The sequence below is a fragment of the Acutalibacter sp. LFL-21 genome, assembly GCF_025630755.1.
GTDB lineage: Bacteria > Bacillota > Clostridia > Oscillospirales > Acutalibacteraceae > Acutalibacter > Acutalibacter stercoravium.
On sequence record NZ_JAOTNT010000008.1, the window covers coordinates 1 to 19,450 of the forward strand.

At 57.4% G+C, this 19,450-nt stretch carries 17 protein-coding genes and 1 tRNA gene; 12 read left to right on the top strand and 6 right to left on the bottom strand.

From position 1 onward, the window contains the following. Positions 1–229 precede the first annotated feature (229 nt). From ODJ80_RS10460 to ODJ80_RS10470, 3 genes are all read right to left on the bottom strand, one after another. On the bottom strand, positions 230–883 hold the full coding sequence (locus tag ODJ80_RS10460) for a topoisomerase DNA-binding C4 zinc finger domain-containing protein (RefSeq protein WP_263042027.1): 654 nt from the start codon (positions 881–883) through the stop codon (positions 230–232). Next, the gene (locus ODJ80_RS10465) at positions 862–3,165 is read right to left on the bottom strand and encodes a DEAD/DEAH box helicase (protein WP_263042028.1); all 2,304 of its coding nucleotides are present in this window, start codon (positions 3,163–3,165) and stop codon (positions 862–864) included. The genes ODJ80_RS10460 and ODJ80_RS10465 overlap by 22 nt, the downstream gene beginning before the upstream one ends. 322 nt (positions 3,166–3,487) lie before the next feature. Continuing rightward, positions 3,488–3,574 (bottom strand) — tRNA-Leu (locus ODJ80_RS10470). Between the two features lie 305 nt (positions 3,575–3,879). Between ODJ80_RS10470 and ODJ80_RS10475 the strand changes: the two genes are divergently transcribed. From ODJ80_RS10475 to ODJ80_RS10515, 9 genes are all read left to right on the top strand, one after another. Further along, the gene (locus tag ODJ80_RS10475; protein ID WP_263042029.1) at positions 3,880–4,587 is read left to right on the top strand and encodes an HAD family hydrolase; all 708 of its coding nucleotides are present in this window, start codon (positions 3,880–3,882) and stop codon (positions 4,585–4,587) included. An 89-nt stretch (positions 4,588–4,676) separates the two neighbouring features. Then, positions 4,677–6,275 carry an ABC transporter substrate-binding protein gene (locus ODJ80_RS10480; protein ID WP_263042030.1) on the top strand — a complete coding sequence of 533 codons (1,599 nt, stop codon included), beginning with the start codon at positions 4,677–4,679 and terminating at the stop codon, positions 6,273–6,275. Positions 6,276–6,431: 156 nt separating this feature from the next. Beyond that, positions 6,432–7,373, top strand: a complete 942-nt coding sequence (locus tag ODJ80_RS10485; protein ID WP_178864903.1) for an ABC transporter permease — start codon at positions 6,432–6,434, stop codon at positions 7,371–7,373. Between the two features lie 16 nt (positions 7,374–7,389). Then, positions 7,390–8,220, top strand: a complete 831-nt coding sequence (locus ODJ80_RS10490; RefSeq protein ID WP_263042031.1) for an ABC transporter permease — start codon at positions 7,390–7,392, stop codon at positions 8,218–8,220. Next, positions 8,210–9,193 (top strand): ABC transporter ATP-binding protein, encoded by a 984-nt coding sequence (locus tag ODJ80_RS10495; protein ID WP_178864902.1) that lies wholly within the window; start codon positions 8,210–8,212, stop codon positions 9,191–9,193. The genes ODJ80_RS10490 and ODJ80_RS10495 overlap by 11 nt, the downstream gene beginning before the upstream one ends. After that, positions 9,190–10,209, top strand: coding sequence for an ABC transporter ATP-binding protein (locus ODJ80_RS10500; RefSeq protein WP_263042032.1), 1,020 nt, complete (start codon positions 9,190–9,192; stop codon positions 10,207–10,209). Before ODJ80_RS10495 ends, ODJ80_RS10500 begins: the two co-directional genes overlap by 4 nt. Next, positions 10,206–11,015: a metallophosphoesterase gene (locus tag ODJ80_RS10505; protein ID WP_263042033.1), complete on the top strand. Its 810-nt coding sequence runs from the start codon at positions 10,206–10,208 to the stop codon at positions 11,013–11,015. The genes ODJ80_RS10500 and ODJ80_RS10505 overlap by 4 nt, the downstream gene beginning before the upstream one ends. Beyond that, the gene (locus ODJ80_RS10510; RefSeq protein WP_263042034.1) at positions 11,012–11,530 is read left to right on the top strand and encodes a metallophosphoesterase; all 519 of its coding nucleotides are present in this window, start codon (positions 11,012–11,014) and stop codon (positions 11,528–11,530) included. Before ODJ80_RS10505 ends, ODJ80_RS10510 begins: the two co-directional genes overlap by 4 nt. A gap of 481 nt (positions 11,531–12,011) precedes the next feature. Next, positions 12,012–13,037, top strand: a complete 1,026-nt coding sequence (locus ODJ80_RS10515; RefSeq protein ID WP_263042035.1) for an aldo/keto reductase — start codon at positions 12,012–12,014, stop codon at positions 13,035–13,037. Positions 13,038–13,284: 247 nt separating this feature from the next. Here the strand turns inward: ODJ80_RS10515 and ODJ80_RS10520 are convergent, their stop codons facing one another. Together ODJ80_RS10520 and ODJ80_RS10525 are read right to left on the bottom strand one after the other, a co-directional pair. Then, the gene (locus ODJ80_RS10520) at positions 13,285–13,407 is read right to left on the bottom strand and encodes a hypothetical protein (RefSeq protein ID WP_263042036.1); all 123 of its coding nucleotides are present in this window, start codon (positions 13,405–13,407) and stop codon (positions 13,285–13,287) included. Positions 13,408–13,433: 26 nt separating this feature from the next. After that, complete coding sequence (locus ODJ80_RS10525) at positions 13,434–14,072, bottom strand: MBL fold metallo-hydrolase (protein WP_263042037.1); 639 nt, start codon at positions 14,070–14,072, stop codon at positions 13,434–13,436. A gap of 152 nt (positions 14,073–14,224) precedes the next feature. On the opposite strand from ODJ80_RS10525, the gene ODJ80_RS10530 reads away from it, so the two are divergent. After that, positions 14,225–15,322 carry a glycoside hydrolase family 172 protein gene (locus ODJ80_RS10530; RefSeq protein ID WP_263042038.1) on the top strand — a complete coding sequence of 366 codons (1,098 nt, stop codon included), beginning with the start codon at positions 14,225–14,227 and terminating at the stop codon, positions 15,320–15,322. Between the two features lie 160 nt (positions 15,323–15,482). After that, on the top strand, positions 15,483–15,884 hold the full coding sequence (locus ODJ80_RS10535) for a NifB/NifX family molybdenum-iron cluster-binding protein (RefSeq protein ID WP_263042039.1): 402 nt from the start codon (positions 15,483–15,485) through the stop codon (positions 15,882–15,884). Between the two features lie 57 nt (positions 15,885–15,941). On the opposite strand, the gene ODJ80_RS10540 is transcribed toward ODJ80_RS10535, so the two are convergent. After that, complete coding sequence (locus tag ODJ80_RS10540; protein WP_263042040.1) at positions 15,942–18,038, bottom strand: HelD family protein; 2,097 nt, start codon at positions 18,036–18,038, stop codon at positions 15,942–15,944. A 307-nt stretch (positions 18,039–18,345) separates the two neighbouring features. On the opposite strand from ODJ80_RS10540, the gene ODJ80_RS10545 reads away from it, so the two are divergent. Further along, entirely contained in the window at positions 18,346–19,434 is a 1,089-nt protein-coding gene (locus ODJ80_RS10545; RefSeq protein ID WP_178864154.1) for a polysialyltransferase family glycosyltransferase, read from the top strand. Positions 19,435–19,450 lie beyond the last annotated feature (16 nt).

The window sequence follows — 19,450 nt, forward strand, 5'->3', positions numbered from 1 at the left end:
CGAACAGGATGGGGGAAAAGTGTAGCTGTTGTTTTGATGCTTTTTCCGTTTCCGCTTTCGTTTCCAAGCAAAAAACCTGCTCTGGCTTAATTGCCGGAGCAGGTTTTTCTACAGGCTGATGGCTCCCGCAAGGGAGCCATTTTTTGTGTTCCGGCAATTGCTTGTGGGGACACAACCTGGGTGTTAGGGTGACGAAAAGAGGCGCTGTTTTTTATGAAGCGCGGAGACATCACAGTGCTTTTTTAAATCCGCAGTCTGGAAAGGATGAGCAGCCGTAAAATTCCCCATTTGGTCCGGAACGCTTTACCAATAGGCCCTTGCAGAGATCACATTGCATAGTTGGATCATTAGCTGCCGTAATTTTCTTATACTGATTTAAGTCCAGCAATTCTTCAACTTCTTTTTGCACACTTTTGCTTACGATGCGCTGCATTTGTTCTTTGGTGTTCCTGTGGCTTAACAAATTTAAACTACCTTGCCAAACTATAGTATCATCAATCAAGATGACTTTTTCATGCATGTTTTTACGAATTCGTACAACGGCGCCTTCCTTTCGTAAACTGTCAATTAAGGATCTCGCAGTTGTTTGGTAGGAATCTTGATGCTCACTTACTGGACGAGTGTAGATGATCACCTGATTTCCAGATTCGGTGATTTTCTTAAATAAGGGCAACAATTGGTCTATTCTCTGTTTTCGGACAAATGGGCAGAAAATAATTACTCGGTTGTGAACGTGTTTTAAATCGGGAATGATGTTGCCCCAGAAGCTGTTGGTATCATACTGCTTTAGATCTTCAATGGACATTATTTCTTGCAGTTGCTGGATTTCACACTCTTCCTCTGCCGTTTGAAAGCCAATTCCTAGTTGAGAGGCAGATAACACAGCGCCTTGTTGGCGCAGGGTTCCAACAAGTTTTTGAATATGTGCCCATGAAACTTCTGGTGGATAAAGCTCACGTTTGCTAATAGGATAAACTTAGATTTTGCTCGTGTAACAGCCACGTTTAGCATAAGTGGGGCGCTTTGGTTCTCTCTGCTGTCCTCGTCAAAGAAAAACCAATTTGTGTCCATGCCTTCACTCTCTACGGAATCGCAGATGATGACATCCTTTTCCCCGCCTTGAAAGCTGTGTACAGTATTTACTTCAATCCGCCGTCTTTCCGGCGTGTCTTCTCCCAATGCAGCGTCGAGAATTTTTCGAATCAGTTCTTTTTGGGAGAGGTAAGGGACCACGATGCCAATGGTAATTTCTTTCTCGCCCTGCCCTTGGTGTGATAAATAGTCTTGCGCAATGGCTGCTGCCAAGGAGGCATGAGGCAAATTGCACCGGCTTTTTCCTTTTGGACCGCGGTTCATCCAGGGATCGCTTTCCGATGTGTCTATCAGAACCAGAGGCTGTGTTTGTACCCATCTGTCAGATAGTACTCTGGATTTTGTGTTGTCTCCGCTTTGTAATATCCCACCGTATAGCAGTTGATTGGGGATAGACGCGATGGCAGGATTCATGCGATATTGAATGCTGAGAGGTTTCACAAATTCACAGTTCTTCGCTTGATAGACAGAATTTAGTCCAATAAGCTCAAAAAAGCTTTTGTTTTCCCATTTCTTTACCAAATAATTTTTGCTTTGCGTGCCAATGGGGGGAAGCTGTAAAAAGTCCCCGATCAAAGTACAGGAGGACTTTGCCAGGCTCATGGAGAAAAATACAGGGAGCAAGGGGGCCATGCTGATTTCATCAATAAATAGCGCGTCATAGTGGTTCGCTTGCAAATCGGAAGACATATACGCCATGGATAAAGTGGCCCCTACCACAGAGGCCTCCACTACAACCTGCCTGCGAAGCGTGCTAATCTGTCGTTTCAGTTCGTTTCTTTGCTGCTCTAGTTTGCTGATTTTTGAAGAAAGCCTTTGAAGTTCTCTTTCTAAAGCTGTTTCTGTTAGCCCAGTGGCTGCCAGCGCGGAGCGGAACGCTGACGCATCAGCTTGCGCCATTTTTTCTAGGTCGGAAAGCTCCAAAGCGAGAGCGGAGTGGTTACTGCGCAAATCTTTCATGCTAGATTGATTTTCCGCAAGGAAGTGTTCAAAACTATGAATCTGCTGTTGCGCCCATGCAATCTTCTCTTTGGTGCGCCTGGTTTGAAGTTTCTTGCGTTCCAGCCTGGAGAGTTCCGTTCGCCAGAAATGTAATGTGCTTTCCCCCTGTTCGTGTTTTAGGGTATAGTCTCGAAGCTGGTTTTCCTGTTGGCGAAACAGGTCTGCTTTTTTAGACAGAGCATGCTGCTTTTGCTGGTAGGCCTCTCTCAACACACCTATTTTGCGATAATCGGAATCCTTATTTTTCGTGATTTTTAGAGCTGCTTCTAGAGCGGCTATTTGATTTTGAATCGCATTTTCTTTTACCCGGATAATTTCATCTAAGGAGAGTAAGGGGTATTTTTCCAGTTGTGAAGCGCCCATTCGTACGAGATGCCCTTCTGTGTAAACGGGCTCGTTGTGAAGGAGGTCTGCTAACTCTTCCATAGCGCCATCCACCGCAGTGTTTGCGTGAGAAAGTAGTAGAACACGATGCCCTTGTTTCAGTTGCTCGTGGATGGCAATGGCAATGGTATGGGTTTTACCTGTGCCTGGAGGCCCCCAAATGATCGTGTCACCCTGAAAAGAGCGAATCACAGCAGCTTTCTGATAGGCGTTCACCTGGCTATATCCAGTTAAATCTGGGGCAGAGGTGGTGTGCGTGAGGAAATGTCCTTGAAATAGCCTGGCTGCCATTGCATATTGCTGATTGGCGCTGTGCAGACTCTCCTGAAAACATTGGAGAAGCTTTTTGGGCAAAGTGGTACGGTCCAGAAAAAGCGTGATTTCCTGGTCTACAGGCAGAGCATGAAAGGTCTTCAAAGTGATTTGATTGTTATTGGATGAGATGTATTCGCAGTCGAACTGGCTGGAATCTGTCACAAGCTTATAGACTGTGTTATCATGATGAGCAAAGGGCTGCTCTGTGTGAAACCGATAGATGTAAGAGCTGCTTTTCCTTGTTTGCAGTACACCTTGCGTTAGAAGGATATTGTTGTCCTTGGAATTTTTCAGCTCCTCAATTTCAATTTTTAGCGTTTCAATAAATTCGAGAATATAGTCCTTGGGAGCCATCTGGCCCTTTTCCATCATGGTGAATCACCTCATATTCCGGGAAGTCTGAAGCGAGAAATCAAACCACAAATTCAATACTGCAATTTTACCAAATTTTCCCAAGGTTCTCAACAGAAAAGAGAGATTTGCGCGAGTTTAGGCTATTATCACTTTCGTACTCCAGCAGATCAAAAAGTTTTTCCAATCTCGCTTTTTAATGAAATTCCTCAGCCAAGCACAAGAGGAAAGCTTCTCCCCTAGATATCCCCCAGCTTTGCGCGCAAATAGAACGGATAACGTCCCCGCCAAAGCAAGGCTTTTACAGGTATAAAAAATCGAGTACCCTTATGGGTACTCGACCTGGTGCAGGTGACAGGACTTGAACCTGCATGAACTTGCGCTCATATGGACCTGAACCATACGCGTCTGCCAATTCCGCCACACCTGCATTTTCAGTTGTCTGTTGAAACTTTCGTCTCAACGCTCAAATATTATAGCATTGAGAGAGCGCGTTGTCAACAGGTTTTTTGAAAAAATTCGGCTTTTTGGGCTTTACATGAATTTAACGCGGCGGGTTTCCTCCAAGGTCCGGAAAACTGCTTAACAATCTTGGGGAATTCGGGGAAGAGACTTTACATCCACTTTACATCCTGTGGTATAATATAACGCAGATTTCATGGAAATGCCATGGAAATCGAAACAAAGCCTCTTTATAATACCCGATGGTTCGATACGGACAGGAGAGTAATGTGAATGATCCAACGTGTGTTTTTTGATTTGGGCCTGACTCTGGCGGAAAGCGACGTCCCTGCCCGCTATGTGGAATACTTTGCTCAGATGGGGCGGCAGGTTTCCCCACAGGGCGCCCAGCGCGCATACCACTTGGCCAATAAGTATTTTATGCGGGAGCATCGAGGCGCTTTGGGTAAGGGCAACAAAGAGGTGCTGCGCCAGTTCCTGTACCGGGTGTGCGGGGAATTGAATATGCCCGAGCTGGGGGAAGGCTTGTATGAGCTGGCCTTGGCGGACCGCCGCCCTGCAAAGTGGACCGCCTTTCCCTTTACCAGGGAGGTCCTGCAGGACCTGCGGGCGCGCGGCCTGCGCACAGGGCTCATTTCCAACTGGGACCCCTCCTGCCGGAGCGTGCTGGAGCAAAACGGCCTGACCCCCTACCTGGACCCCATCGTGGTCTCCAGCGAGGTGGGGGTGGAAAAGCCGGACCGGCGCATCTTTGAAAAGGCGCTGGAGCTCTCGGGAGAGGATCCCCGGGAATGCCTCTATGTGGGGGATAACTATTACGATGACGGCGTGGGCGCCTCTCAAGTGGGAATGGCGTTCTGCATCTTGAATCCCCCGGAAAAGCTGGGCATCGAAGAGCTGGACCTGCCCTGGTGCGTGCCGGATATCCGCGGCGTAGCCGGTGTGGTAGACGCCCTCAACGGGGAGGACCCGGCTGTCTAAGAGAGTGCATCGCGTTTTGACGCGTTGTATTATAATAAGAAACGAAATGTTGAAAATCCCATGAAAAAGAAAACGAAGGAGAATGGATCATGCAGAAAAGAATCCTCAGCCTGATGCTGGCTCTGGCCATGATGATCACAGCTTTTGCGGGCTGTGGCGGGAATACCGGCAGCAGCAGCGAAAGCACCGCTTCCCAGTCCGCTGCCAGCGGCAGTTCGGAAAGCTCGGCCTCTTCTGAGGCTCAGTCCTCCCAGACCAGCCAATCCAGCGGCGAAGAGACCGTGGTGCGGATGAACATTGGCTCTGAGCCCGACAGCTTGGACCCCTGGCAGTCTGCCGCCTCTGACACCGAGGCCATTATGCACAACGTCTTCGAGGGCCTGTGCCTGTACGATGAAAACGGCGAGATCATCCCCGGCCTGGCCGAAAGCTGGGATATCTCTGAGGACGGCCTGACCTACACCTTCCACCTGCGGGAAGACGTCACCTTCCACAACGGCAAGCCCCTCACCTCCGCGGACGTGCTGTATACCTACAACAACCTGGCCGGCATGGGCGGGGAGAAGGCTGTGTCCAGCAAGTTTGAAAATGTGGAGAGCTTCGAGGCCACCGACGACTACACCTTCGTCATCAAGCTGAAAGAGCCCTCCGCCGGCTTCCTGTCCCTGAACATCATCGCCGTCCTCCCCGAAGGCTATGAGGACCAGGCCACTGCCCCTGTGGGCACCGGCCCCTTCAAGTTTGTGGAGTACACCCCTTCCCAGCGCATTGTGCTGGAAAAGAACGACGACTACTACGACCAGAACCGCATGGCCCAGGTGGACCGGGTGGAGTTCTACATCATGACCGACTCCGCCGCGGTGGTTTCCGCTCTGCAGTCCGGCACCCTGGACATCGCCTCCATCAGCGCGGATGACGCCGCCGTGCTGGAGGGCCAGTACGACATCTACAACTCCCCCCAGAACATGGTGCAGATCTTTGCCATGAACAACAGCGTGGCCCCCTTTGACGACGTGCGGGTGCGCCAGGCCATCAACTATGCCATCGACAAGGACCAGATCATCGACAGCGTGTTTGGCGGCTATGCCACCAAGCTGTATACCAACTTCAGCCCTGTGATGGGTGTGTACTACAACGAGGAGCTGGAAGGCTCCTACGACACCGATGTGGAAAAAGCCAAGGAGCTTTTGAAAGAAGCTGGCTATGAGGACGGCTTTACCTTCACCATCACTGCCCCCGCCAACTACCAGGCCCACATCGACACCGCCCAGATCATTGCCCAGCAGCTGCAGCAGGTGGGCATCACTGCCAACATCGAAACCATGGAATGGGCCACCTGGCTGGAGGATGTCTACGGCAATGCCCAGTATGAGGCCACCATTGTGGGCCTGACTGGCAAGCTGGACCCCGACGCTGTGCTGGGCCGCTTCAAGACCACCTACCCCAAGAACTTCTTCAAGTTCAGCAACGAAGAGTATGACCAGCTGATCACCAGCGCCCTCACTGAGCAGGACGAGCAGACCCGGATCGACGACTATAAGCGCTGCCAGGAGATCCTCACCGAGCAGGCCGCGGCCGCGTTCATCAGCGACCCCAACCTGGTGGTGGCTTGCCGGAAGGACCTGAAGGGCTACACCTTCTACCCGGTCACCTTCCACGACATGACCAAGCTGTATTACGAGGGCTGATTCCCCTCTGAAGTGATGAAAGCGGCCGCCTCCCACCGGGTGGGAACGGCGGGAGGCAACAAAGAAACGCGCGCAAGGCACAAGGGGCGCGCCGGGACCAGCGGACCGGCGGGCTCCTTCCGCCTGTAACAGCGCAGGGAAAGGAACCGATCGCGTATGGCCTATTACATCCGAAAAGTGGCGGGCTTTCTCGTCACCCTGTTCCTGGTGTCCATCCTCACCTTTGCGGTGTTCCAGATCCTGCCGGGGGACCCGGCGCTGGTCATTCTGGGTGTGGACGCCGACCCGTTGCAGATTGAGCAGCTCCATCAGGAAATGGGCATCGACCAACCCATCCACATCCGCTTCTTAAGCTGGATCGGCGGCGTGCTGCAGGGGGACCTGGGCACCTCTTACCGGTATCACCAGCCTGTCTCAAGCTTGATCGGGAACGCCTTCGGCGTGACGGTGCAGCTGGCCCTGTTCGCCTTGGTGCTCACCGCGGTGGTGGGCATTCCCGTGGGGATTTGGCTGGCCCATCACAGCAAAAAGCCCTATGCCATGCCAGTGTCCCTTCTCTCCCAGCTGGGGCTTTCTGTGCCGGCATTCTGCTTCTCCGTGCTGCTGATCAACATTTTCTCTGTGCAGCTGGGCTGGCTGCCCTCTATGGGTTACACGCCCTTTACCCAGGACCCCGCCGCCTGCCTGAAAAGCCTGACCCTGCCCTCGGTGGCCATTGCCTTTGGCTCGGCGGCGGTGCTCATCCGCTATGTAAAGGTCAGCGTGATGGAGCAGGAGCGCCAAGACTATGTAAAGACCGCCCAGAGCAAGGGCGTGCCCTCCCGAAGGATTTTGAACGGCCATGTGCTGCGCAACTCCCTCATTCCGGTGCTGACCATCTTTGGCATGACCATTACGGATGTGCTGGGCGGCAGCATCATCATTGAGAACGTGTTTTCCCTGCCTGGCATTGGGCGGCTGATCTCCTCCTCCATCAACTCCCGGGACCTGCCTCTCATCCAGGGCCTGGTGCTGTACCTGGCCATTATTGTGGTGCTGTGCAACTTTGTGGTGGATGTGCTCTACTCCGTCATTGACCCGCGCATCCGGCTGAAGTAAGAAGGGAGGGACCACCTTGCGATTCCGTGAGATCTTAAAAAAATGCCTGCACAATAAGAGCTTTATCACCGGCTCCTGCATGATTGGGCTGATGCTCCTCATTATGGTGGTGGGCTTCTTTTACCTGCCCTATGACCCCGATGCCATGGACACCCCCAACAAATTGCAGTTCTTTTCCGCGGCCCACCCCTTGGGCACCGACCAGTTTGGCCGGGATATCCTCAGCCGCATTATGGAAGGCACCCGGGTGTCCTTCCTGGTGGGCGCCCTGACCGTGGTTTTCGGCCTGGTTGTGGGCGGCACCATTGGGTCCATCGCCGGGTATTACGGCGGCAAGATCGACGAGGTCATTATGAAGCTGATCGACACCCAGATGGCCTTTCCCGGCGTGCTGCTTGCCCTGATGCTCATTGCGGTGTTTGGCAACAGCCTGCAGAATTTGATCCTGGCCCTGGGGGTTATGTCCATCCCCCGGTTCGCCCGCATCTCCCGCAGCGGATTTATCAAGTATCGCGACGCGGAGTTCATCAAGGCGGCCCGCTCCCGGGGCGCTGGGGACGGCCGCATTATCTTCCTGCATATCCTGCCCAATATTGTGCCAGAGCTGATCGTCACCAGCTCCTTGGGCTTTGCCGGCGCTGTGATGAGCGAGGCGGGGCTTTCTTACCTGGGGCTGGGCATTCAGCCCCCCACCCCCAGCTTTGGCAAAATGCTCAGCGAAGCCCAGGCGGAAATCCTCCAGGCGGGCTGGTATGTGCTGGTGCCCGCGGTTGCCATCACCCTGCTGGTGATGGGCTTTAATCTCATCGGCGACGCTCTGCAGGAGGTGACTCAGCATGGCAGATAAAAAGCAGCCTGTGCTCTCCATTGAAAACTTGACCATGGACTTTGAACTGGGGAAAACCTGCCATGCGGTGCGGGACACCAGCGTGCGCATCGAGCCCGGCGAAATGGTGGCCCTGGTGGGGGAATCCGGCTGCGGCAAGACCATGACCGCCCTGGCGGCCATTGGCCTGCAGCCCCGGAACGCAAAGATCCCCCAGGGCAAGATCCTGTTCGACGGCTCTGAGCTGCGGGGCCTTACAGAGGACCAGTGGAACCAATACCGGGGCCGGAACATCGCCATGATCTTCCAGGAGCCCATGACTGCCCTGAATCCCCTGATGAAGGTGGGCAGGCAGATTGCGGAGAACGCCCGCATCCATGGGGCCTCGAAAGAGGAGGCCAAAAGGCGCGCCCTAGAGGTCATGGGCCAGGTGGGCTTGCCCGACGTAGAGCGCCTTTATAACGAATACCCCCACCGGCTCTCCGGCGGCATGCGCCAACGGGTGATGATCGCCATGGCTCTGGTCAACCAGCCGGAGCTCTTGATTGCCGACGAGCCCACCACCGCCCTGGACGTGACCATCCAAGCCCAGATTATGGAGCTTATCCGGCAGATGAACCGGGAGATGGGCACCGCCGTTCTGCTGATCTCCCACGACCTGGGGGTGATCCGCCAGATGTGCACCCGGGTGTACATTATGTATGCCGGCCGTGTGGTGGAGAGCGGTGAGACCAAAGAGGTGCTGGCCCATCCCCTGCATCCCTATACCAAAGGGCTGATTGCCTCCATCCCCTCCCTGGAGAAGCGGGGCCAGCGGCTCTCCTCCATCCCCGGCACGGTGCCGGCGTTGGAGGACCGCTCTGAGCACGGCTGCCCCTTTTACAACCGCTGCTCCAAGCGCCGGGAGATCTGTGAAAAGGAAACGCCCCCCATGGTGGTCCACAAAGGCCACATGGCGCTGTGCGTGGACGCAAAGGAGGAATTGGGACTGTGAGCGCGACAGAGAAAAAGGCCCTCCTTCTGGAGATCCGGGGCCTGACAAAGGAGTTCCGCCAGGGCAAGGACCGTGTCATGGCCGTGCACAAGATCGACCTGGACATTCAAAAGGGAGAGGTCTTTGGCCTGGTGGGGGAATCCGGCTGCGGCAAGTCCACCTTTGGGCAGATGCTGGTCCACCTGCTGGACCCCACCTCCGGCACCATCCGGCTGGAGGGGAAGGACATCACCCGCCCGCCCCGCCGGGAGCGGAAGGACCTGTGCAAGCGGATGCAGATTGTCTTCCAGGACCCCTACTCCTCCATCGACCCCAACAAGACCATCGGCTGGCTCATTGAAGAGCCTTTGAAGATCCACGGCATTGGAAAGACCAAGCAGGAGCGGGCCGAGAAGGTCAGCCAGGTGTTAAAGGCCGTGGGGTTGGATGAAAGCTACCGCACCCGCTGGCCCAACGAGCTCTCCGGCGGCCAGCGCCAGCGGGTGGCCATCGCCATCGCCCTGATCTTGGACCCGGACTTCGTGGTCTGCGATGAGCCCGTCTCCGCTTTGGACGTTTCCGTCCAGGCCCAGGTATTAAACCTGCTGCTGGACCTGCGGAAAGAGTTCGGTTTAACGTATCTGTTCATCTCCCACGATTTGAACGTGGTTTCCTATGTGTCCGACCGCATCGGCGTGATGTACCTGGGGAACCTGGTGGAGCTGGGGGACGGGGAGGCCATCTCCCAAATGCCCCTGCACCCTTATACAGAAGCGTTGTTCTCTGCCTCTATGGAGGTGGAGGGCGACCGGGAGCGCATCATCCTTTCCGGGGACCTGCCCAGCCCGGCCCATCCCCCGGCTGGGTGCCCCTTCCACACCCGGTGTTTTGCCTGCACGGACCGGTGCAAGACGGAAAAGCCCCTGCTGCGGGAGTTTGAGGGCGGGCGGTTCTGCGCCTGCCACCGGGTGGAGGAACGCACCGGCCTAAAGCCGGTATCCCAGAATACAACCAGCAAGGAGGGAACAGCGGAATGAAGACCGTAGTCCTTTCGGATATCCATGTGGATATCAACCGGGAGCACCCTGTGGCACAGGAGTTTGCCCGGTATATCAAAGAGCAGGACGCCCGCCTGGCCATCATTGCCGGGGATGTGAGCGAGACCCAGCAGGAGACCCTGGATACCCTCAACACCATCGAGCAGCTCTCTGGGACGCGGGTGCTGTTTGTGCCCGGAAACCACGACCTGTGGGGCCCTCCCGGCGACCCGGACCAGATTGCCGCCATCTATGACCGCTATGTTCAGGACGAACACTGCCTCTGCGGCCGGGACGTGGTGCTGGGGGACACGGTGGTCATCGGCGATGTGGGCTGGTATGACTACTCCTTTGGCAGCGGCCGATACTCCTTCGAGGAGTTTGAGAAGATGTCCCTGGCGGGCCGCACCTGGCAGGACTCCCTGCGCAACGCCTGGACCCGTGACAACCTGGGCCGCACCCAGTGGATGCTCTCCCGGCTGGAGGCCCGCCTGGCCGCCTATCCGGATAAGCAGCTGGCGGTGGTGACCCACATGCTGCCGGTCAAGGACTTCACCGTGCCCGCGGAGATGGCCAACTGGTCCTACTTCAACGCCTTTTTGGGTTCCCGAAAGTTTGGGGAGCTGTACCGCCGCTACCCGGTGAAAGCCGCCGTCTGCGGCCACGTCCACTACCGCCGCAGTTTTGACAGGGACGGCATCCACTGGATGTGCCGCTGCCTGAACTACCACAGCGAGTGGCGTCCCCAAGATGGGGAGACCCTGCGGGAACAGATTGAGAAAGCGGCGGAGGTCATCGAGCTGTGAGCGCCTTTTTCATCGCCGACACCCACTTTGGGGACGGGAACATCCTGCGCTATGAGAACCGGCCCTTCGCCACAGTGGAAGAGATGGACCAGGAACTCATCCGCCGCTGGAACGAGAAGGTAGGGGAGGGGGATACCGTCTTCCATCTGGGGGATTTTTCCGCCCGGGGGGAAGAGGAGGACCGGGCCATCCTCGCCCGGCTGCGGGGCAGGAAAGTGTTGGTGCTGGGCAACCATGACCGGCACCGTGCCCCGGCGCAGTGGCGCTCTTTGGGATTTGAAGAGGCCGTTCCCTGGCCCCTGGTGTGGGAGGGGTTCTTCCTGCTCTCTCACGAGCCGCTGTATATCAACCGGAACATGCCCTACGCCAACGTGTTCGGCCATGTCCACGGCAACCCTGCCTACCGGGACGCGAGCGCCCGCAGCGTGTGCGTGTCCGTAGAGCGCACCGGGTTTGCCCCGCTCTCCTTTGAAGAGCTGCGGGAGCGCTTGGGCCAGGAAAACGAAAGCGTATAACCAAACGCCTTGTGCGAGTTGTTTTCATAGCTGTGGCCGCCCTTGGGGCGGCTTTTTCTTTGTTGACTTAAAGAAAGGTTTAGGTGCTATAATAAAAGCGAAAACCGCGAAGCGGCGTAAAAGTTTTGCCAGCTTTTTCAAAAGCTGCGGAGCGCGAGGCAGAGCCTCGCGGCCTTCAAGAGCGGCGCAGCCGCGCAGAAGAGAACCTAGGGAAACAGTGGCCCCCGGCCACGCCTTTCCCGGACGGGAAGCGCACAACCCCGCCATCCCCGCAGACAGCAAGAAACAGACCGGAAAAAGCGGAGATTTGCCCCTGCTTTCCTACAATTTTATGCGGCTGCACCGCTTTTTCGGGCGTGGCATTTTGAAAAAGCCGGTCTCGCTTGCTGGCTGTCCCACCGGGACGCGGCGCCGCAAAACTTTCCCCTTCGCGGGATTGCCCTGTTTTGCCTTCTATCTTTTTCAGAAAGGACGTGCTTGTATGCAAACTGTCACCCTGGGCCGCACCGGCATCACTGTGAACAAGAACGGCTTTGGCGCTTTGCCCATCCAGCGTGTCTCCGCCGACTACGCCGGGATGCTCCTGTGCAAAGCCTACAACGCCGGCATCACCTATTTCGACACCGCCCGTTCCTACTCCGACAGCGAGGAGAAAATGGGCCTGGCCCTTTCCGACGTGCGGGGGAACATCATCATCGCCACCAAGACCCCTTCCACCACTGTGGAGGGCTTCTGGCAGGATTTGGAGACCAGCCTGCGCCTGCTCAAGACTGACTACATCGACGTGTACCAGTTCCATAACCCGGCCTTCTGCCCCAAGCCCGGCGACGGCACCGGCCTGTACGAGGCCATGGAGGAGGCCAAGCGCCAGGGGAAGATCCGGTTTATCGGCATCACCAACCACCGGCTGGGCGTGGCGGAGGAGGCCGCCGCCTCCGGCCTGTATGACACCTTGCAGTTCCCCTTCTGCTACCTGGCCACGGACCGGGACATCGCCCTGGTGAACCTGTGCAAGGAGAACAACGTGGGCTTTATCTCCATGAAGGGCCTCTCCGGCGGGCTGATTACCAACTCCGCCGCGGCCTACGCCTGGCAGGCGGAGTTCGACAACGCCCTGCCCATCTGGGGCGTGCAGAGGGAGAGCGAGCTGGACGAGTTCATCTCCTACATCGAAAATCCCCCCAAGATGGATGGGGAGCTGAAAGCCGTCATCGAGAAGGACCGGAACGAGCTCATCGGCAACTTCTGCCGGGCCTGCGGCTACTGCATGCCCTGCCCCGCGGGCATCGTTATCAACCAGTGCGCCCGCATGAGCCAGCTTATCCGCCGCAGCCCCTCCGCCGGCTGGCTTACCCCCGAGAGCCAGGCCATGATGATGAAGATTGAGGACTGCCTCCACTGCGGCCAATGCAAGAAAAAATGTCCCTACGGCCTGGATACCCCCACTCTGCTTCAGCAGAATTTGGAGGACTATAAGAACATCCTGGCGGGGAAGGTACAGGTGTAACGCCTTTCCTCACAGAGTTTCTGGATATGAGAAAGGGAGATGCCTGCCATGATTCGCTGCGTGGATACCTTTTCAGAGATTCCCGCGCTGTTTCCAAGGGGCGTGTTTGAGCTTGCCGCTTGGCGGGCATATGCCCAGGCCCACTTTGGAAGCGGCGCTTCCCTCTTTTCCCTGCTGAATCCCGCTTGTGGAAGGACAAAAGCCAGGGGCGCCCCAAAAGGGGCGCCCCTGGCTGCTTCTTTATGCGTTACAGCTCGTAAACAGACCCATCGCTGGAGAAGGTCATCTGGCCGCCCAGCACGGCTTTGGCGGCGGCCAGTTCTCCTTCCCGGTCGTTGAGAATCTCCAATCCGTGGTGGTAGAAGACCACTGTTCCAAAAGAGGAGCCGGAGTCCTTCAGCTCCTGGCAGAGCTGCGAGGCCCGGTGGTGGCCCGTCTCCAGAAAGACCAGGTCCGCCCCCTCCAGAGGGGGAAGAATCTCGGAAAGATCCCGGAAATCCCCGGAGAAGAATACCTTTTCCCCTCGGCCTCCAACAGGAAGGAGTAGCTCAGCCAGGGCTGGCCAGGGGCGGGCTCTCCCAGGTGGAAGTTGTGGAACGCGGTGAGCGTCACCCCGTCTTGGCGGTAGGCCACCCCGTCCCGCAGGAGGTGGGGCTCCAGGCGGAAGACGGTTTCATAGTGGCCCTCGCTGGCCAGCAGCATGGCCCGGATGCCCGCATATACCGCCAGGTCCGGCAGGTGGACTTGAATGCTCCTGTCCCGCATGGCCGCCTCATTTTCGGGAGAGAGCGTGCAGAGCTTGCGGAAGTTCCACAGCAGGTGGGGCAGGCCGCCCACATGGTCCATGTGGGTGTGGGTGATGAAGATGGCTTCTGCCTTTTTCTGGTCAATGCCCAGCAGGTGGGAGGAATAGCCGCAGTTCTCTCCCGCGTCGATAAAAAACAGCCTTCCACCGGTCTCCACGGCCACCGAGGTCTGGTGGCAGCCCGGATAGGGCTCGGTGCCGGAGCAGCTTCCCAATACAGTCAATTTCATAGAGAACACCCTTTCCCCAATCTGTTTTTACCAGCATACCACAGGCGGGGAAAAAAGTCACGGGAAAAGGAAAAAGTGGTGGCAACTTTCCGCAAATGATGCTACAATGACTTCATACGGCCCGCTTGGGCGGGCAGAAGGAGGATGTTTGCATGCTTTTGACAGGATGGGGCGGCCTGCCCCTGATTACGGGAGGACAGAGCAGGGCCATCAACGGGGAGAACCCCCGGGGCGAAAAAGGGAGGGGCGGAACGGCCGCCAGCAATTTGGGGCCTTCCCGGAAGGGCTCTCCCTGCCTGAGCGAGATTCAGTCCGGGGAGACCGCCGTGCTGGGAGAGATTGAGGGCCCCGGCGTCATCCAGCACATCTGGATCACCGTGACGGACCGGACCTCGGACGCGGACTGCTTCGTGCTGCGGGACCTGGTCTTCCGCATCTATTGGGACGGGGAGGAGAAGCCCTCGGTAGAGGCGCCCCTGGGGGACTTTTTCTGCTGCGGCTTCGGCCAGGGCTGCCTTGTAAACTCCCTGCCCATGGTGGTGGCCCCCAACCGGGGCTTTAACTGCTACTTCCCCATGCCCTTCCAGAAGGGCGCCAAGATCACCGTGGAAAACCAGCATAAAAACCCGGTGCCGGCGTTTTTCTTCCAGATCGACTACTGCCTGCAGGAAGTGCCGGAAAACGCCGGGTACTTCCACGCCCAGTGGCGGCGCCAGCGGCTGACGGAAAAGGCCAGGGACTATGTGGTGCTGGACAACGTCCATGGCCGGGGGCAGTATGTGGGCACCTATCTGGCCCTGACCACCCTGGAGCGCTACTGGTGGGGCGAGGGGGAGATGAAGTTCTACATCGACGGAGATGAGGAGTACCCCACCATCTGCGGCACGGGCACCGAGGACTACTTTGGAGGGGCCTGGAGCTTTGCCAACCAGGTGGACGGCAGGACCGTGGAGCAGACCTACTGCACGCCCTTTTTGGGGTATCCCTTCTACTCCCACCACGACACCACCGTCCACAACAACTACCACAACGACGACTGCCCGCCCATGCGGGGCTTTTACCGCTGGCACATCCCGGACCCCATCCACTTTGAGGAGGATATCCGGGTGACCCTGCAGCAGATCGGCGTCTGCCACCGGGGGCTCTTCGAGCGCCAGGACGACGTGGCCACAGTGGCTTACTGGTATCAGGATAAGCCCTACACCGATTTCCCGCCCCTGCCGGAAAAGGAGGAGCGCTGGCCCCGGTAAGCCTTAGAAGGGCTCAGGGGAGAGCGCGCTCCTTCCCAGTTTATTATGGGTTATGCCCTGTGCTTTTACAGGGCCCCTTCCTTGTGATTTTTTCGTCATTGTACAGAAGGGAAAGAGTCTCTGTCAAGATAAAACCAATAGATTTTAGGAGGGGTTTTTTATGAAAATCGCAGTTACCTATGAAAACGGCCAGGTGTTCCAGCACTTCGGCCACACGGCCCAGTTCAAAATTTATGAGGCTCAGGAGGGCCGGGTGGCCTCCTCTCAGGTGGTGGATACCAACGGCTCCGGCCACGGGGCCCTGGCGGGCTTTTTGCAGGCCCAGGGCGTGGACACCCTCATCTGCGGCGGCATTGGCGGCGGCGCCAAAACAGCCCTGGCCCAGGCGGGCATCCAGCTGTACGGCGGCGTCACCGGCAGCGCTGACCAGGCTGTGGAGGATTTGCTGGCGGGCAGGCTGGTTTTCCTGCCGGACGTGCTTTGCAGTCACCATGGGGAGGGCCACGGCGAAGGCCACTCCTGCGGGGAGCACGGCTGTGGAGAGCACGGGTGCCACGCCTAAAGAGCACAGAAAAAGGCCGCCCTTGGGGGCGGCCTTTTTCTGTGCTCTATTGCCTGCTCATGCCTGGGCAGTTTGCTCTTCCTCTTTTCCATGGAAGGGCAGAAGGGGGGTGGCCTTCCCCACGCAGGTCAGGGAGAGGCGGTGCATGGCCCGGGTGCAGGCCACATACAGCAGGTTCCGGTCAAAGTCCGTGTGATAAGTCTCCCCGTCCACCTGGGGCAGCAGCACCTGGTCGAACTCCAGGCCTTTGGACATCTGGATGGAGAGCACCGTGGCCCCGTTGTGGAAGGCGCTGCTCTCTGGGGTGATAAGCTCCACCCCGGCACCCCGGGCCTTCAGCTTCTCATAGAGCTCTTTGGCGGCGGAATTGGTGCGGGTGACGATGCCCATGGCGTTGTATTTTCCCTGGTGGAAGGCCTCCACTTGGCGGCAGATTTCCACAAGCTCCTCTTCCTCCGTGGAAAATTCCAACAGCTCTGGGGCGGGGCCGTGGCGTTCCACCGCTTGGAAATCCGCCTGCTTCACGATCTGCTTGGCAAAGTGGATGATCTCCCAGGTGGAGCGGTAGCTCTTTTCCAGGCGCATCAGGGTGGAGCCCTCATAGAATTGGTGGAGCTCCTCCAGGGAATAGGGGCAGTTGGGGTTGATGGACTGGCTGAAGTCCCCCAAGATGGTCTTGGGACATTGGAACAGCCGGTTGAGCACCGCGTATTGGATGGGGCTGTAATCCTGCATCTCGTCGATGACCAGGTGCTTGATGAGCCGGCTCTCCTGCAGCCCGGTGAAAGCCGCCTGCAGATAGAGGTAGGGGTAGACGTCGTTCCACTCCAGCACGCCCTTTTGGAAGGGTTTATACAGCTTGGCCCGTTCCTTGCCCAGCTGGCGGAAGAAAGCCCGGTAGGCCGAAAGGGTGGTTTTCATGGCCAGCATCTTCCGCAGTGCCTGGAAAATGCGGTTGCGGTGGGGCGGTTCTTCCTCCCGCAGGAATTCGTTCTCCAGCCGGGAGTGGATGTCGTCGGCCACCATTTCCAGCCGCTTCATCAGGGGGAAGCGCTTGTACACGTCCACCCGTCCCTGAATCCACTCCGCGGGCACCGTCCAGTCCTTGTACTCGTAGTTTTTAGCTTGGAAAGCAAGCTGAGGAAGCCGGGCGATGAAATCATCCATCAGCTGCACGAATTCCACGGTGGACTTGAAGCGCACCCGCTGCTCCCAGGCGGGGTCGTCCGTCTCCAGGGGGTCCCGGCTGCCCACAAAGTCTACCCCGTCCTCCAGCTGCACCAGGGCCAGGTCCTCCAGGCTGGCCTCGAAGATGGGCTCCTCGCCCAGTTCTGGCAGCACGTTGGCGATGTAGTTGCCAAACACCTTGTTGGGAGAGATGATGGTGACGTTCTGGGCCTTGATGGTGTTGCGGAACCGGTACAGCAGAAAGGCCACCCGGTGCAGGGCAATGCTGGTTTTTCCAGAGCCCGCCACACCCTGGATAATCATGGTGTGGGCCTTCTCATCCCGGATGATCTGGTTCTGCTCTTTCTGGATGGTGGAGATGATGGACTTCATCTTCTCATCGGAGGTGTGGGCCAGCTCCTGCTGGAGGATGTCGTCCTGGATGTTTTGAGAGCTGTCAAAGGCGTACTCCATCTCGCCGTTTGTAATTTTAAACTGGCGCTTCAAGGTGAGGGCGCCCTCCGTGTGGCCCTGGGGGGCGTCGTAGAAGGCGGGGCCCAGCTCAAAGTCGTAGAACATGCTGGCCACCGGGGAGCGCCAGTCGATGACGTAGAGCTGCTGCTGGTAACGGAAGGCGTAAAGCCCGATGTAATAGGGGTTTGCGAGCTCCTCCCCCTGGGGGCGGAAGTCGATGCGGGCGAAATAGGGAGAGGCTTTTGTCTTTTGCAGCCGGTCCCGGTACACCACCGCAGAGGCGCCCCGGTTGTCGATCTGCCCCATAAGCATGCGGGTCTGGAACATCTCCTTGGGGTCGCCCTCACCGTGGGTGCTGGCTATGTATTCCTGCGCCTCCCGGTACTCCTCGTCCATTCTCTCCACAGAGAGCTGGGCCTCTTCCAACTCTGCGTTGACCATTTTCAAAATGTCCGCCAGGTGGGCAAGCTCCTCCGGTGGGATGGCTTGCTGCGGCTGTTTTTCCTGTTCCATTAGGGCGGCCTCCTTTGCTGTTTGCTATTTCAGTGACAATAGAAAGTATAGCAGAAAATGAAAAAAAGACTAGACTTATTTTTCTGGCTGTGGTATGTTATATACTAGATGTACCCAAAAAGGGATTTTTGGGGCCTCTGAAAAAGAGAAAAGGGTCAGCGTAAGGCCGCCTGGCGGTTGCCGGGGGCACAAGGCTGCTGGATGGGATAGGTGGAAGCGGCGGCAAGCCGCTTTTTTCTTTTCCCTGGCCGGCGGCCCGGGCCTGCGCGGCCATTCCATAAAAAATGTAAGAAAGGGGGCGGCGCTTGTGGGAAAGCGGGTCCTTATCACCTGCTGCACGCCCTATCAGCTGCTGGTGGCTGCCCAGGTGCTTTACGCCTATTACCCGGATTGCCAGGCCGACCTGATCGTCACCGACCAGATGAGCGGCTCCCGGAAGGTCTTCGAGGCCTGCCGGGATTCCGGCCGGTTTGGCCATGTGTACTATTTGGAGGAAAAGCGCCTGAACAACCTTCCCCGGGGGGAGAACCTGAAAAACATCGTAAAGGGGGCGCTTTTCCCCCAGGGCCTGCTGGAGGACTTTCTGCGCCTGGAGCAGGCCTATGACGTGTTCCTCTTCTCCAACATCTCCCTGATGAACCAGTACCTGATCCTGGGGCTGAAGCGGAAGAACCCCCAGGTGCGGTGGTTCCTGTTCGAGGACGGGGCCAGCACCTACTCCAGCCAAGTGGGGGGGCTGGTGCTCTCCGCCTCCCCAAAGGTGCGCATGCAGCTTTACGCCGTACAAAAGCTCTCAGGGGTGTATCTCTTCCACCCGGAGGAGCTCTCCTGGAAGGCTCCCTGCCCGGTGTACGGCCTGCCGGGGAAGTACGCGCCGGAGACGCTGGCCTTCCTGAACCGGGCCTTTCAGTATGACAGCATGCCGGACCGCTACGACCGGCCGGTGCTGTTCTTTGAGGAGTCCTACCCCTGCGACGGGGTGGAGATTGGGGACGTGGCCCTGATGGACCGGGTGGCGGAGCTGGTGGGGAAGGAGAACATCTTTGTGAAGATCCACCCCCGCAACCGGGAGAACCGGTTTGAACAGGCGGGCTACGCCACCAACCGGGATACCGCCATGCCCTGGGAGCTCATTGTCCTGAACAGCTCTTTCGAGCGCACCCTGTTTATGACCGTGGGCTCCTCCGCCGCCACCAACCCCTATACCATCTTTGGAATCCCCGCCAAGGTGGTGTTCCTCTGCGAACTGGTGGAGGACAAGTCCAAGCTGCGCAACGGCGTGCTGGACCAGACCAAGAAAGTCTGCCGGGACCGGCCAGACCTGTTCTTCTTCCCCAAGACCTGGGAGGAAGCAGAGGCCCTCATCCCCCGGCTGCTGAAGGAAAACCGGGGATAAGGCCCCGTCTCTGTGG